Genomic DNA, 14,387 nt, shown 5'->3' with positions numbered 1-14,387 from the left:
AAGGCAGTACTGGCCGGACGTGCTTCGTCTCGATAAAGATAGTATAGCTTGGACTCAGTCCCGGCACCAGTTAAATTTCCGCCGACTCCCCCAGCATCTGCCGCCAGCCGCCGAAGTGACTGACGTCCGCGGGCTCGCCCAGACCGCCGGCCGCGGCATAGCCTTCGCAGATGAAGCCGGGCACCTCGCTGCCGTCCGCCAGCTCGACCTTGCCGATGCCCAACGGACCGGGGATCAGCGCGGCAAACGAACCGAAACGCTCCAGCGGCATCTCCCACACTTCCACGGTGATCGGTACGCCGCCGGCCGGCTGCTTGACCAGCCCCGGCTTGGCTGGAACGGTCGGCAGCTTGTACAGCCGGTAGCGCGGCGCGGTCTCCGTCTCCCGCAGGAACCGGGCACCATGCTCCAGCATCTGCTTCTCCAGCGGCAGGCCGCGCATGTGCAGACCGCAGACCGCGACCGGCGTCATGCCCGGAGCGCCGCTGTCCAGGGCGCTTCCGTCTGCCGTGCCGCCCGGGGCAGCACCAGCTGACGCATTGCGGCTCCCAGCAGCCTGGGCGTCCAGCGCGCCGCTGCGGGCAGCATCAGCATCTGCCGGTTGTGCCGCCGGTACCGCCCCAAGGCCCTGCCGTGCATCAGATGCAGCCAAGCTGACTGAGCCTGCCGCTGCAGCGGCCGAATCCACACCCGCAGCAGTGCCGCGACCCTCGCGTTCTATGCGTGGATCCGCCGACGCTACGCCCGCCGTGCCGCGGGTTGCAGCAGCACCATCCGCCGTGCACTCGGCAGTTGTCATCCCGCCAGCGCCTGCCTCCGCCTGGACCGCCCCTGCCGCCGAGACCGCAGCGGTCCCGCCGCCAGATAGCGCCGGATCCGCGAACAGCGCCCCTGCCGAATCACTCGCCTCCAGGAAGCGCTCGGCCGTGCCGCAGATGAGCGCCTCGCTCTCTGCCAGCGCGAACAGCGTGATGCCGAATGGCAGCCGCTCGCCAGCCTCGCCAGCAGGGATTGCTACTGCGCAGAGATCAAGCAGGTTGCAGTGGTTGGTATACTTGCCCATCGCGCTGTTGGCTGCGATCGGCTGTTCCCGCACCTGCTCGCGCGTCCAGGTACCGCCGCAGGTCGGCATCACCAGCACCGCGCCATCCAGCAGCTCGCGTGCCTCCCGCTTGTAGCGCTGCAGCTTGTGCTGCGCCTGGAACAGCGCTGCCGCCGTATGCTGCGGGGCCGCGCCGGAGCGCAGGATCTGCTCGGTCACCGGGAAGGTCGCCCCGGGATGCCCCTCCACGAATTCGCCCAGGCCCGCCCAGCGCTCGGCTACATACGGCCCTTCATAGAGCAAAGCTGCCGCTTCTCCGAACAACTCATAGCTGGCATAGACGACCGGTACGCCCAGCGCTTCGATCTGGGCCACCGCAGCCTCCCAGGCTCGCTGGTACTCGGCTTCGAACGGCCCGTAGAACGCCAGGGGCTGATCCGGCAGCACGAGCCGATCCGGCAAGCCGGCCGCAGACCTCGGCACCGCGCGCGACCACGGATCGCTCGTCTCCAAGCCCCGCACCGCCGCATCCACAGCAAGCGCATCCGCCAGCGAGCCTGCGAACACGTTGACGCAGTCCAGGCTCTCGCAAGCCGGCACGACACCCTTGGTCGGCCATGCCCCGAGCGTCGGCTTGTAGCCGACCAGCCCGTGCAGCGCCGCTGGCACCCGGCCGGAGCCGGCCGTGTCGGTGCCGAGCGAGAAGCAGGCCTGCCCCCGCGCTACCGCGACGGCAGACCCGGAGCTCGAGCCGCCGCTGATCAGCTCGGGACGCAGTCCGTTATGGACCTCTCCATATGGACTGCGTGTGCCGACCAACCCGGTGGCAAATTGGTCGAGATTGGTCTTGCCGACCGGGATCGCTCCGGCAGCGATGAGCCTCGCCACCACAGCAGCATCTTCATCCGGCGTATACGCGTAAGCCTCGCAAGCCGCCGTAGTCGGGATACCCGCAAGGTCGATATTGTCCTTGATCGCAAACGGGATCCCCCACAGCGGCAGACTGTCCAGCGTCTGTCCCGCCAGCCGGTCCAGATAGGGCTGGATCCACGCCAGCGACGGCGGCGTGATCCAGATTCGCATCTCCTGATCCGCCTCCGCCCGGCGGACAACCTCCTCCACAACCTCCTGCGGCGTCAGTGCGCCGCTCCGGTACTGCTCCCGCAGCCAATCGGCCGACAGCAACGCGGGTATATGCTTTGTTCTCATTACGATCACCCTCCATGCCCATTCAATGAAAGCTTCAGCTTGTATTGTCTCTATACATCCAACCCGCCGCCCTGCTACGTAATACTTCATAACACTAAGCATTACCAATCTCCATCCAGCCACATCCCAGCCCTGCTAAGTCTCCAACGGCCGCATCTCATGCAGCTTCAAAGCCAGCTGCAGCTGCAGCAGATCATCGCCTTCATCCAGCCGCAAGCCCAGGATCTCGCATGCCCGTTCGATGCGGTATGTCACCGTGTTGTAGTGCGTGAACAGCTCCTGCGACGTCTTCTTCACATTGCGGTTGAAGCGAAAATACAGCTTCACCGTCTCCAGCAGCATCGTCTTGTGCTTGGCATCGTAGGCCAGCAGCGGCGCGATATAACGATCCGCATAAGCGCGCACCTCTTCATTGTCCGGCAGCAGATAGAGCAGCTCGAATACGCCCAGACGGCGATAATCCACGATCGGCTCGCGGAAATCGCAAATGCCGCTGATATAATGGATCTTCCTCGCGTCCTGATAGCTCCGCTGTACTTGATTGGACTGCAGCACCGCATTGCCGAGGCAGAACGAACAGTTGCCCGCTCCGAACATCTCACCGAGCTCAGACAGCGCCAGACTCAGCATGGCTTCCACATCGCCTTCCGGCGGCACCGAGAGCAGCACCGCCAGCTCACCCTCCAGTAGAGTGACATGCGCATAAGGTCCCATCCGCGCCCGCAGCCGCCGCATGGACGACTGCAGTACCCGGGCCTGAGGCTTGGCCTCCAGCCAGCGGACCAGACCGGCATAGAGCTGCCGTCCCTCCGGCATCGGACAGCCGCAAGCCTCGCCCCGGATCATCAAGTCCTCCATCGTCACGATCCTCCCGGTCAGCCAATCCTGCAGGAACTGGTCGACGTACTTGGACTCGACCTCTTTGCGCGCATGAGCGTTAATCATCTCCAGACCGACCAACACGCCCACCCGGTCGATGGTCAGTTGATCGACGACGGTATGCTCCTGGTTCCACTCCAGCAGCATCAGCAGACAGCGCTGGTGGTGGTGACCGTTGACGGCCGAGATGTAGACGCGGATCCGGCGGCCGCCAACGGTCATGAAGCTGACGCCGAGATTACTGTATTCGCGCAGCCCGGACCATACGGCCGGATCGGCCGAGAGCTGCTCGGCCTGCGGCGAGAGGATGAGATGATCGGCGTCATCGAGCAGCACGACCGGGTTGCCCAGCATGCCGTCGAGCGTCTGCAGGAACTCCTCCAGTCCCTTGCCGTAGAGCAGCTGCTGCGAGAGCTTCTGGAACCGGCTCTGGAGCAGAGAGAGCTCGCGCGCCTCCTGCACCAGCACCCGTTCCATGATGTCCCGGACCACATCGGAGAAGACCGTCGAGGGCGGCAGCTCCAAGATGGGGAAGCCGAGCTGGTCGGCCAGCTCCAGCGCTTGCGGCGGGACATGGTCGATGAATCGCTTGGTCTTGATGCCGAGCGCCGCGACGCCTTTCTCCACGAGCTGGGGGATCATCGCAGACAGCACCTCGGGATTGTCCCGGAACGGGAAGCCGCTCGTGATCAGGAACTCGCCCGGGCGTACCCAGTCGATAACATCCGGCACTTCCATTACATTGACGCGGTGAATGGCACGCTGCATGCCACTCGCGCCGGCCAGCACCACGGCATCCTGGAAATCCGGGATGAGCAGGATATCGCCGCAGGTGAAGCCGATCTTGCCGCTCACTTCGCGGGAAACAGCCATAGCACTAGAAGCGTGGCACGAATGCGCCACACTTCTGCGTTTCCCTTATCGGATACTGGCGGAATACACGTCGTCCACCAGTGTCGTATTAAAGAATGAATTGGCTGGCACATCCTGCTCAGCAGGCAGGAAGATGCTGATCTGCTCGGAAGGGCTGTCTCCGGCGTTGGCCACCGAGTGGATGACGCCCGCCGGCACCTGGAATGTATCGCCCGCTTCATAATCCTGCCACTCGCCGTTGCACAGCAGCTTCACCTTACCGACGGTGATATGGATGATCTCCACCACATCGTGATAGTGGGGCAGCACCTGTCCGCCAACGCCGATCTTCTCCCACAGCACCGAGCTTGTGCGGATGCCCATGCCATCCGCTTCCGCTGCCGATACGATCTCCCGGTGATACAGCTCGATATGGTTAGGCATCAGATCCCACGTCATCTCCGAACCCTTCAGAACCTTTGTCTCTTGTGTCGTTATCATGCCTTCATTCCTCCATCGTTCATATGGTAAGGGTCTCGCTCTCAGACTCACCTCAAAAAGATGCCTACGGTCACGGATCGATCTTCCGATCGCTGTTGTCCCCAGATTTCTTGATTTTATAACCGCTTTAGCGGATGAAATCCAGGGACAAAGGCGAACGCTTCGCTTCTCCAGCTTCGATTCCGTGCCTCTTCGGTCATCTTGAGGGCAGTCTGAACCCCCGAGACTTATCTGTTAAAAATAACTGCCACCGGCCCGCCGCCCGCCGGGCCCTGATGCTCCGCGCCGCCCGAGACATAGATCATCGGGTCGCCGACGAGCGAGGCCAGCACGCCGCCTACGACAGCGCGGGCATGGCGGGTATGGTTAATATCCGAATCGTTCAGCATCGTATGGCGGCGGCCCCGGACATAACCGGTAGGGTCAGCTTCAGCCTTGGCCAGCACCTGCACGACCTCGGCGTCCGGGTGACGCTGCAGCATCCGCATCAGCGCCGCCCCGTCGATCGCATCGCTCATCACCTCATGATCGATAAACTGCGGCCCTTCCGCCTGCGCCGAGTTGCCGAAGACGACAACCTCGCAGTAGTCGAGCTCGCTGCCTGCCGAGGTGGAGGCCACCCGGCTGTAAAGCTCCCATGAGCTGCAGATGTCGTCGTCTCGCACCCCGGCGATCTCCTCCAGCGCCAAAGCCGCGCCGAGCGCCGAGGCGCCGCGGGAGTAGCCCATTGACTTGTAGGTATCCTCCGTCACCGTCGTGGCGCCGCGTTCCTGGGCATCGTGAACCTGGACAGCGGTCAGCAGCGGACACTTGATCTGCACGAAATGCACATCCGCCGCCGTCTCGATCCCGGCCTCGGCCATCGCCTGCCGGACCGCAGTGGCGACAACCTCGACCTGAGCCAGACGCCCCAGTTCTTCGGGCTGCAGCCCAGGTGTGCGGGCAGTGCCGATGGCCAGCGACTTCTGGCCGTCCACTGCCGCCTCAGCACTTGCCAGATGGCGAGTGGCTACTGTAAAGTGCGGGCTCAGCACCCCCTCGGTGCCGCCCGACATCACATAGGATATCGGAGACTCCGCGCCCACGCCGCGAAAGAAATCCTGCAGCGCATGGGTCGCATAACCTCGCGTAAAATCGTTAACACATCCATTTCCCTCGGTCTTGCCCAACACAGCTACAACCTCCGAGGGGTCAAGCTGCCCCTCTGCAACAAGCCGGCGCAGCGGCTCGACATCACTGGGCGAGGCGCTCGGCACTCGTGTAACGGTACATCTCATGATTCATCCACCCTTTGCCAGAAGATCAGCTTCTTCTCGATCAGACCGATCGTCCAGAACAGCGCCAGCCCGCATGCGGCGGAGGCGATAATCGCCGAGAACATAATCGGCGTATCCATATGATAGGAAGACACCAGGACGACGTAGCCAAGCCCTTTGTTGGCGCCGACGAACTCACCGACGATCGCGCCGACGATCGCCAGCGAGCTGGAGATCTTGAGCGCCGATACGACATAAGGCAGACTGGTCGGCAGCCGCAGCTTCCAGAAAATCTCCCACTTGGTGCCTTTGTAGGTGGAGAACAGCTCCCACGCCTCGTGCTCGATCGCTTTCAAGCCCTTGACGCTGTTGACTAGGATCGGGAAGAAGCAGATAAGCATGGAAGCGACTACTTTGGACGAATAGCCGGTGCCCATCCAGACGACCAGCAGCGGCGCCAGCGCCACCAGCGGTGTCGTCTTGAGCGCAATCGCCAGCGGGAACACGCCCTTCTCGATCGGCTTGGAGTGGACGAAGATGACTGCCGTCGCAAAGCCCAGAATATTGGCCAGCACGAATCCGACCAAAGCCTCCATGAGCGTCACCATCATATGACCGCCGAGCGAGCCGTCGATGACGCCGACGATGGCGCTCGGCGCCGGCAGCAGATACGTCGGGATATCAAACAGGCGGACCGCCAGCTCCCACAGCACGATGAAACCGAGAGCGAACAGGACGGGATACAGGACCGTTTTAGCTTTGTCGCTCATTGATGCTTCACCCGCTTCCGCAGTTCCTTGACCGTCTGGTGGAAGGCCGGCAGCTCTTCCATGCCAACCTCACGGGGACGGGGCAGCGGCACGCCGACTACGTCTTCGACGCCAGCCGGACGAGGCGACATCATGATGATCCGGTCCGACATGATAACCGACTCCTGGATCGAGTGCGTCACCATGACGACCGAGCTCAGCGAGTTGTCCGGGCTCTCCCACAGCCGCAGCAGCTCGAAGTTGAGCCGCTCCCGGGTGAATTCGTCCAACGCGCCGAACGGTTCGTCCATCAGCAGCACTGTCGGCTCGGCAGCGAGCGCCCGCGCGATCGCGATCCGCTGCTGCATGCCGCCGCTCAGCTGATGCGGGAAGTGACCGCGGAAGTCCTGCAGCCCGACCAGCTTCAGCGCTTCCTCCGCCTTGCCGCGCGCCTCGCTCTTGCTCAGCTTCTTCTTCGTACCCAGCGTCAGCGGCAGCACGATATTTTGCAGCGCGGTCAGCCAGGGCATCAGCACAGGCTTCTGAAAGACCATGCCGATCGACGGTTCTTTGTCGGCATAGACGATCTCGCCGCCAGGCGACGGCTTCAACAGATCCAGCATCAGCCGCAGCAGCGTCGACTTGCCGCAGCCGCTGGGGCCGAGGATCGACAGAAACTCATTTTTGTATACGTCCAGCGATACATTGTTCAATACTTGCACCTTGCCGAAGGAAAGCGAGCAATTTTTCAGCGATACCGCCAGCTCGCGGCCGGCATCCGGCCTGGCACCTGCCCGGCCGGGCGCCCCGCCTTCGAGGATTCGCATCGGTGTACCCATGTTGCTTCGCCTCCTACTCCAAGAATTCGTTCGTAAAGACTTCAGACAGATCCTGTTCCTTCTTCAGGAACTCCAGCTCCATCAGGCTGGCTTGCAGCGTCTCCCATGCCGACTCTTCCATCTTGCCGAGCGGACGGAAGTCCGGCTGCAGCAGCGGGATGCTGGCATTCATCATATTGATCTCGTGATCCAGCTTCAGGTTCTCCCCGTACTTCAGCCCCATCTCGGCGGCTTCCTCCGGGTTGTCGATGGCATACTCCCAGCCCTTCATCGAGGCCTGTACGAAGCTGCGCACCAGCTCGGGGTCCTTCTCGATCAGGTCATCCTTGGCGAACAGGGTATCGGCATAGAAATTGATGTCATAGTCCTGCGGCTTGATGATATTCACTTCATGGCCTTGTGCCTCCGCTGCCAGCACCTCGTTGATAACATAGCCCGGCCACGCCTTCACTTGTCCCGTCAGCAGCGGACTGAGGTCGAACTTGACCGGCATCTCATCAATGCCTGAGCCGTCGATGCCCGCGTTGTTTACCATCGCCCGGTAGGTCAGCTCCTCGTTGCCGCCCAGCTTGACGCCGATCCGCTCGCCGACCAGGTCTTCCATCGAGGTAATCCCCGATTCCTTGAGCGCGAAGAGAACGAACGGCGTCTCGCGGTAGATCGTGGCCAGCGCCGTGACCGGCACGCCCTTCTCCCGGCCCAGCAGGATCTGATCGGCACCGGTGACACCGAAGTGCTCGCTGCCCGAAGCGACCATCTGCACCGACGGGAAGTCGGAGCCGCCGGGACGGATCTCGACTTCAAGTCCCGCTTCTTCGTAATATCCTTGCTCCACAGCCGCATAGAACCCGGCAAACTGTGCCTGATGCACCCACTTGAGCCGCAGCACGACCTTCTTCAACTCTCCCGAGCCTTCTGTACCGCTCTCGGTGCCGCTCTCCGAGCTCCCCGACGCGCCGCAGCCGGTTACGATTAATGCCAGTGTCAACAACATGATCAACCATGATGGTTTGCTTTTCTTCCACATGTGACTTCCCTCCGATGTTTTATAAGTTATCTTCATTCGTTCAGAACTTTTCTTATAATCCCGCCAGCGCCTTCAGCACCTCTTCCGAGCTGCTGACGCTGCCGAACACGCCGCCCTGCATCGTGACCATCTTCAGCGCCGCCTGGTGATTGCCTTCATCCGTGGCGCCTGTGCAGTCTTCAAGGATGAGGCATTCGTAGCCGCGGTCGTTGGCTTCGCGCATCGTCGTATGGACGCAGACATCGGTGGTGATGCCCGTCAGGATCAGATGCGTGATGCCCCTGTTCTTCAGGATCAGATCCAGATCGGTCGCATAGAAGCAGCCTTTCCCCGGCTTGTCGATGATCGGCTCCCCGTCTTGCGGTGCCAGCTCTTCGATGATCTGCCAGCCCGGCTCGCCCCTGACCAGGATGCGTCCGGCCGGTCCGGAGGAGCCGATCTCGGCGCCGATCTGCTTGCTGCGCCAGCGCTTGTTGGCCGGCAGGTCGGAGAGATCCGGCTTGTGGCCTTCCCGGGTATGGATGACGGTGAAGCCCTCGATCTCCCGCGCTCTGGCGAGCAGCCGCTTGATCGGCCCGATCGGCCGTGCGGTCAGCGACAGATCATAGCCCATCTGTTCCACGTACCCCCCCTTGCCGCAAAAATCAATCTGCATATCGATAATAATGAGCGCTGTCTTGGCAGGATCGATCGCCCCGTCATATGGCCAATGATAAGGTTGTGCTGCAACTTGTTTCATGTGCTCCGGCTCCCTTCCCAAATCCGTTCATGTAGAATTGGTCTCTCTATTTAATGTTAGGTTTCCTTACTCAATTTCTTTCATGTGTCATATTATATTACAACAAATTCGATTTGTCTTTATAAATTTCACAATAATAGATCTGTTTCATTTGTGAATCTTCACAAATAATAGAGAAAAGGTTATGTTTTATTACATGTCTCAATTCTAGGCGTTACGTTTTCCCGGCAGGGGAATGCGCCTGTCTGTCGAATATTCGTTGCAATCCGTTTGAAAGGAGCATGACATCATGATATCCCCCATCCGCAGACCGGCCCCGCTGGCCGCCCTCGCTCTGCTGCTGCTCAGTACGGGCTGTCTGTCAGGCAGTTCGCCGACCCGGACCGAGGACACGCTCTCCGAGCAGCAAACCGTCAGCATCGTCATCAACAACCTGGGCTTATCGTTCCCGGATGGCCTGGATGAGAACAACAATCCGTATCTGCGTTATATCGAGCAGAGCACCGGCCTGGACCTCCAGGTCGTCACGCCGCCGCCGGAAGTATACGAAGAACGGCTGGATGTCATCATGTCTTCAGGCAAGCTGCCGGATATGCTGCATACGTATGAGGCGGTCTGGTTCGACCATTACTTGAAGCAGGACGCCTTCCTGCCGCTGGATGAGCTGCTCGCCGCCTACGGTCCGCATCTGCTGGAGAAGATCCCGGACGAGCTGTGGGACCGTGTGCGCCACAATGGCCGGATCTATGCCGTGCCGAGTCTCAACGAAGTCATCGGCACCGAGCTCATGTACGCCCGCAAGGACTGGCTCGACCGCCTCGGTCTGGAGCCCCCGGAGACGCTGGAGGCGTACTACGAGGTGATCCGCGCTTTTACGCTGGACGATCCTGACGGCAACGGCAGGCACGACACGATCGGGCTGACCATGATGGTCGATCTGAACCGGTCGTCGCCGTTCTTTGGCGCTTTTGGCACGCAGCTGAACACCTGGTTCGAGCGGGACGGCCAGCTCGTCCATGGCAGCCTCCTCCCCGAAACCAAGAAAGCGCTTGCGTATCTGGCCAGACTGTATAACGAGAAGCTGCTGGATCAGGAGTTCCCGCTCAATCTGCATAGCAATCTGTATGAAAAGGTAGAAAACGGTACGGTCGGTCTGTTCTCAGCCGCCTGGTACGATACCCGTGGGCCTATCGCGGCCAACAAACGCAGAGACCCGGAGGCGGAGTGGATCAAGCTGGCCTATCCGGCAGGGCCTGACGGGGCCCGGGGTGTCGAGGGCAAGGACCGGATCCGGGGCTACAATGTGATCCCGGCCGGCACTGCGCATCCCGAACGGGTCATCCGGATGCTGGATTTTATCGTGGACGATTACAAAAATCTGAAGCTGGGGTTCGAGGACGAGATCTGGCGGATGGAAAACGGCCGGATGGTGACGGATTTTGACATGCATGACAAGCATCTGTACCGGGGCATCTATCAATCGCTGGTCGATGTGCCGGACCCCGACCTGTTCAAGCAGCGGCTGGATTCGCTCGGCGACTTCAACCTGTACGACAATCTGATGACGATCCACGAGCATGTCATGCCCGGCGCCTTCTACGGGGTGCCCACGCCATCCATGAGCAAATACGACAAGCCGCTCAGTGAATTGCATGAGGTGCTGGTGCGGATCATCATGGGCATCGAGCCGATCGATGCGTTCGACCAGTTCGTCCTCGACTGGAAACGGCTCGGCGGCGACGAGATCACCGAAGAAGTCAACGACTGGTACCGCAAACAGCAGCAGTGGGGAGGCTCCTGACATGAAGCATGTGCTCGACCGGTTGCGGGAGTGGTTCACGCGCAACATCCAGGTTCGCCTCACCTTCTACTTCCTGCTGATCCTGCTGCCGCTGGTCGTGATCAGCCTGTTCGCCATCGAGCGGTCGCGGGATATCCTGTACCAGCAGGCGGAGCAGCGGACGAGCGTCGCCCTGTCCTCTACGATGGAGTACATCGATCTGGCGCTGCAAAATGTAGAGGAGCTCTCGGCGGTCATCGCCGCAGACAGCTCCATCATCGAACGGCTGACCCAGTACGGCGCCTATCTGCCGCCTGAGGCCATCGTCGATTTCTCTGCTGTACTGAAGCAGCTCTCCAATCTCAAGGCGGTCAATCGCTTCTCTGCCCAGATTGCCCTGTATCACCAGGCCTCCCATATGATGATCTCCACCAGCTTCGGCGGCCGCAAGATCCCCTCCGAGCCCGGACAGGCCTGGCTGCTGGAGCTGGCGCGCGCCGGCGGCACCGGTGTCCGCTACCTCCAGCCCGGCACCGCCGTCTCCGGCGGCGGCACACTGGGCGAGCTGCTCGGCACGGATACGCTGACCCTGGTGCGCTCCATGGACCTGTACAACACGGAGCGCCAGTTCGACCTGCTGCTTATTACCATCAACAAAAATTCGCTGCAGCAGGTGCTGCGCACACTGGTTCCTACCGCCAATACGCGGATTACACTGCTCGACGAACAAGGGAAGGTCATCGTCGCCAGCGACCCCGCCCTGGAGACGGCAGGCGCCCTGCCGCTGTCCGCCGATGAGATGGAGGTTGCCGTACAGTCCGAATATTCGATGTGGCAGCTGCGCCTCATCCAGCCCAAGTCCGAGCTCTATGAGGAGTCGGATCAGCTGAGACTGTTCACCCTGACGATCATCGGCATCAGCATCCTGCTCGCGATCGGGATCGCCTGGGTCGTCTACAGCGGTATTGCGGCGCCGCTCACCAAGCTGTCGCGCGGGATGAAGCAGATCGGCAGCGGCAAGCTGAACATCCGGCTGGACAATAAGCGGCAGGACGAATTTGGCGTACTGCTGGATGCGTTCAATCAGATGGCTACGGATCAGAAGCATCTGATCGAGGACCATTACGAGCAGCAGCTGCGGATGAAGACGACGGAGCTGAAGTTCCTGCAGTCGCAGATCAATCCGCACTTCCTGTACAATACGCTGGACTCCATCTACTGGATGGCCAAAAGCTATGACAGCGAAGAGATCAGCGAGATGGTCATGAATCTCTCCCGCTTCTTCCGTCTTAGCCTGAATAAAGGGCAGGAGGAGTTCGCTTTTGAGGAAAGCCTTGTCCATCTGCACTACTATATCCGCATCCAGCAGCTGCGTTTCATGGACAGTTTCACGGTAACGTATGACATCGCCGAGGAGACCAAGCCGATCCCGATCCTCAAGCTGCTGCTGCAGCCGCTCGTCGAGAATGCCATCCTGCACGGGATGGAAGGCATCGAGGAAGGCGGGCAGCTCCAGATCCGCAGTTGGATCAGCGGTACACGGCTGCACATCCGCGTGACAGACAACGGCCCGGGCATCCCTGAGGATCGGCTGCAGTACATCCGCGAGGAGCTGCGGCAGATGGAGCGCCGGAGTATCACCTCATTATCCCGGGACGAGGAGCAAGCAGGCGACCTGTTCGGCCTGCGCAATGTCTACACCCGGATGAGGCTCTACTATGGCGAAGGCGCGGGCATGGCGATCGACAGCCCGGCTGGCACCGGCACGATGGCGGAGATTACGATCCCGCTCGCAGACGGCAGACCGGCACGCACAGAGACCGCCAACACGCAACCAACGGAAGGAGCAGATACAGATGAATCTGATGATCGTAGAGGATGAGCCGCGGCTGCGGCATGCGCTGGTCCATGATATGCCATGGGAGGAACACGGGATCGAAGTGGTCGGAGTCGCCCGCAACGGCGTCGAGGCGCTTGCCCTCATCGCCATCAAGGCGCCCGACCTGATGATCATCGATGTGCAGATGCCCCAGATGGATGGCTTGACGCTGGTACGCAAGCTTCATGAGCAGAAGGGGCGTTCCCTGCTCAAGATGATCATCCTGAGCGGCCACGACAACTTTGCTTACGCCCAGGACGCCATGGAGCATGGGGTGATGCGCTATCTGCTCAAGCCTGCCGGCGAGGAGGTGATCCTGCAGGCCGTCCTGGATGCCGCCGCCGAGCTGCGCGAGGAGCTGGAGCAATGGCGGAGCAAGGCGATGCTGGAGCAGAAGTGGGAGGCCCATCTGCCCGGCCTGCAGACGCATTTCTTCCAGCGCTGGGCAGGGGGCGAGCTGACCGGCTGGGAGGTGCTGAAGCAGAGCCGTGAGCTGTTCATTGAGCTGCAGGAGAAGGACCGGATCGCAGTTGCCGTCGCCAGCATCGATCCGATCCCCGAGGGCAACACGAGATTCTACGCGCATGACCTGCCGCTGCTGCAATTCACCCTGCTGTGCATGGCCAAGGAGCTGCTGGATCATCCCGCCTGCTGGATCAGCAGCGATGCCGGCTACCGCGTCCTGCTCGTCTTCGTCCTGCCGCCGGAGCGGCCGCAGGATGAAGCGATGCTGTACATCCAGGCGGCGCTGGACAAGCTGCTCTCCCAGACGCGCGAGGTGCTCAAGCTGACCGCCAGCGCCGGGATCTGCGAGACGCCGGGCGACCTGGAGCAGATGAGGCAGCTGTACACCCAGGCTTGCCGGGCACTGCAGGAGCGGCTCGTCTACGGGCCGGATATCGTCATCCCTTACCGCGAAGCGCCACATCAGGAGCAGCTCCCCGCGCTGTCCCAGGAGCCGCTGGAGAAGGCGCTCGAGATCGCACTGGAAACGGCTGACGAGGCCAAGGCGCTGGAGGCGCTGACCGCACTGTGGGAGGCTGGCCAGGACGCGGCTGCATCTTCGGAGGATGTGCAGGAATCCGTCCTTTACCTCAGCAGCCTGTTCATCCGGCTCATCCACAAGCAGGGGTGGACTGTCAGGCAGGTGATGGGCGAGGATATGATGTACCTCCACAACCTCTCGCTGCTCGGCACCCGGGAGCAGACCCGGTCCTGGCTGAGCCGCACCGTACGGAGCATCACGTCTTTCATGCAGGAACAGCGGCGTACAACGAGCAACCAGGTCGTCCAGGATATCCTCGCTATCGTCGAGCGCGAGATCGATCAGGATCTCACCCTGCACACCGTCGCCGACCGCCTCTATGTCAGCCCCTCCTATCTGAGCCGTCTGTTCAAGCAGACGATGGGCGTCGCCTTCTCGGCCCATGTGCTGGAGCGCAAGATGGAGCGGGCCAAGACGGTGCTGCAGGAAGGCAGCAAGGTCTACGATGCCGCCCGCCAGACCGGCTACCGGGACGTCAGTTACTTTACCAAGGTGTTCCGCAAATATTGGGGCGTCAATCCGGGGGAGTATAAACCGTGAAGCGGCTGTCCCATAAAGCCAACGGAACTCACAGACGCCCCTCGCCGGTC

The 14,387-nt window shown here is 61.3% G+C and carries 11 protein-coding genes; 3 read left to right on the top strand and 8 right to left on the bottom strand.

Features of this window, described 5'->3' with window-relative positions:
• Positions 1-70: 70 nt before the first annotated feature.
• The 8 genes from ABC336_RS16935 to biuH all read right to left on the bottom strand — a co-directional run bounded on the left by ABC336_RS16935 (position 71) and on the right by biuH (position 9,093).
• Positions 71-2,251 (bottom strand): allophanate hydrolase, encoded by a 2,181-nt coding sequence (locus ABC336_RS16935; RefSeq protein ID WP_413239752.1) that lies wholly within the window; start codon positions 2,249-2,251, stop codon positions 71-73.
• A 135-nt stretch (positions 2,252-2,386) separates the two neighbouring features.
• Positions 2,387-4,003, bottom strand: a complete 1,617-nt coding sequence (locus ABC336_RS16930) for a PucR family transcriptional regulator (RefSeq protein ID WP_413239751.1) — start codon at positions 4,001-4,003, stop codon at positions 2,387-2,389.
• A gap of 45 nt (positions 4,004-4,048) precedes the next feature.
• On the bottom strand, positions 4,049-4,483 hold the full coding sequence (locus ABC336_RS16925) for a cupin domain-containing protein (protein ID WP_413239750.1): 435 nt from the start codon (positions 4,481-4,483) through the stop codon (positions 4,049-4,051).
• Between the two features lie 227 nt (positions 4,484-4,710).
• Positions 4,711-5,760 (bottom strand): cyanuric acid amidohydrolase, encoded by a 1,050-nt coding sequence (atzD, locus tag ABC336_RS16920; protein ID WP_413239749.1) that lies wholly within the window; start codon positions 5,758-5,760, stop codon positions 4,711-4,713.
• Entirely contained in the window at positions 5,757-6,509 is a 753-nt protein-coding gene (locus tag ABC336_RS16915; protein WP_413239748.1) for an ABC transporter permease, read from the bottom strand. The genes atzD and ABC336_RS16915 overlap by 4 nt, the downstream gene beginning before the upstream one ends.
• On the bottom strand, positions 6,506-7,327 hold the full coding sequence (locus ABC336_RS16910) for an ABC transporter ATP-binding protein (RefSeq protein WP_413239747.1): 822 nt from the start codon (positions 7,325-7,327) through the stop codon (positions 6,506-6,508). The genes ABC336_RS16915 and ABC336_RS16910 overlap by 4 nt, the downstream gene beginning before the upstream one ends.
• Before the next feature lie 13 nt (positions 7,328-7,340).
• The gene (locus ABC336_RS16905; protein WP_413239746.1) at positions 7,341-8,354 is read right to left on the bottom strand and encodes an ABC transporter substrate-binding protein; all 1,014 of its coding nucleotides are present in this window, start codon (positions 8,352-8,354) and stop codon (positions 7,341-7,343) included.
• 52 nt (positions 8,355-8,406) lie between these two features.
• Complete coding sequence (gene biuH, locus ABC336_RS16900; RefSeq protein WP_413239745.1) at positions 8,407-9,093, bottom strand: biuret amidohydrolase; 687 nt, start codon at positions 9,091-9,093, stop codon at positions 8,407-8,409.
• Positions 9,094-9,382: 289 nt separating this feature from the next.
• Here biuH and ABC336_RS16895 point away from each other — a divergent pair, with 289 nt between their 5' ends.
• Genes ABC336_RS16895 through ABC336_RS16885 form a run of 3 tightly spaced genes read left to right on the top strand, consistent with a single transcriptional unit; the run spans position 9,383 to position 14,337 of the window.
• Positions 9,383-10,894, top strand: coding sequence for an extracellular solute-binding protein (locus tag ABC336_RS16895; protein ID WP_413239744.1), 1,512 nt, complete (start codon positions 9,383-9,385; stop codon positions 10,892-10,894).
• A 1-nt stretch (position 10,895) separates the two neighbouring features.
• Positions 10,896-12,755 (top strand): cache domain-containing sensor histidine kinase, encoded by a 1,860-nt coding sequence (locus ABC336_RS16890; protein ID WP_413239743.1) that lies wholly within the window; start codon positions 10,896-10,898, stop codon positions 12,753-12,755.
• Complete coding sequence (locus ABC336_RS16885; protein ID WP_413239742.1) at positions 12,730-14,337, top strand: response regulator; 1,608 nt, start codon at positions 12,730-12,732, stop codon at positions 14,335-14,337. The genes ABC336_RS16890 and ABC336_RS16885 overlap by 26 nt, the downstream gene beginning before the upstream one ends.
• Positions 14,338-14,387: the final 50 nt, after the last annotated feature.

The organism is Paenibacillus jepli, from assembly GCF_047238105.1.
Classification (GTDB): Bacteria; Bacillota; Bacilli; order Paenibacillales; family Paenibacillaceae; genus Paenibacillus_D.
The sequence above is the reverse complement of the archived record's forward strand: the minus strand, read 5'-3'. Positions and strand labels throughout refer to the sequence as shown.

Coding starts and splice junctions, on each gene's coding strand:
- ABC336_RS16935 (WP_413239752.1), bottom strand. CDS start 2,251: ATGAGAACAAAGCATATACCCGCGTTGCTGTCGGCCGATTGGCTGCGG.
- ABC336_RS16930 (WP_413239751.1), bottom strand. CDS start 4,003: ATGGCTGTTTCCCGCGAAGTGAGCGGCAAGATCGGCTTCACCTGCGGC.
- ABC336_RS16925 (WP_413239750.1), bottom strand. CDS start 4,483: ATGATAACGACACAAGAGACAAAGGTTCTGAAGGGTTCGGAGATGACG.
- atzD (WP_413239749.1), bottom strand. CDS start 5,760: ATGAGATGTACCGTTACACGAGTGCCGAGCGCCTCGCCCAGTGATGTC.
- ABC336_RS16915 (WP_413239748.1), bottom strand. CDS start 6,509: ATGAGCGACAAAGCTAAAACGGTCCTGTATCCCGTCCTGTTCGCTCTC.
- ABC336_RS16910 (WP_413239747.1), bottom strand. CDS start 7,327: ATGGGTACACCGATGCGAATCCTCGAAGGCGGGGCGCCCGGCCGGGCA.
- ABC336_RS16905 (WP_413239746.1), bottom strand. CDS start 8,354: ATGTGGAAGAAAAGCAAACCATCATGGTTGATCATGTTGTTGACACTG.
- biuH (WP_413239745.1), bottom strand. CDS start 9,093: ATGAAACAAGTTGCAGCACAACCTTATCATTGGCCATATGACGGGGCG.
- ABC336_RS16895 (WP_413239744.1), top strand. CDS start 9,383: ATGATATCCCCCATCCGCAGACCGGCCCCGCTGGCCGCCCTCGCTCTG.
- ABC336_RS16890 (WP_413239743.1), top strand. CDS start 10,896: ATGAAGCATGTGCTCGACCGGTTGCGGGAGTGGTTCACGCGCAACATC.
- ABC336_RS16885 (WP_413239742.1), top strand. CDS start 12,730: ATGAATCTGATGATCGTAGAGGATGAGCCGCGGCTGCGGCATGCGCTG.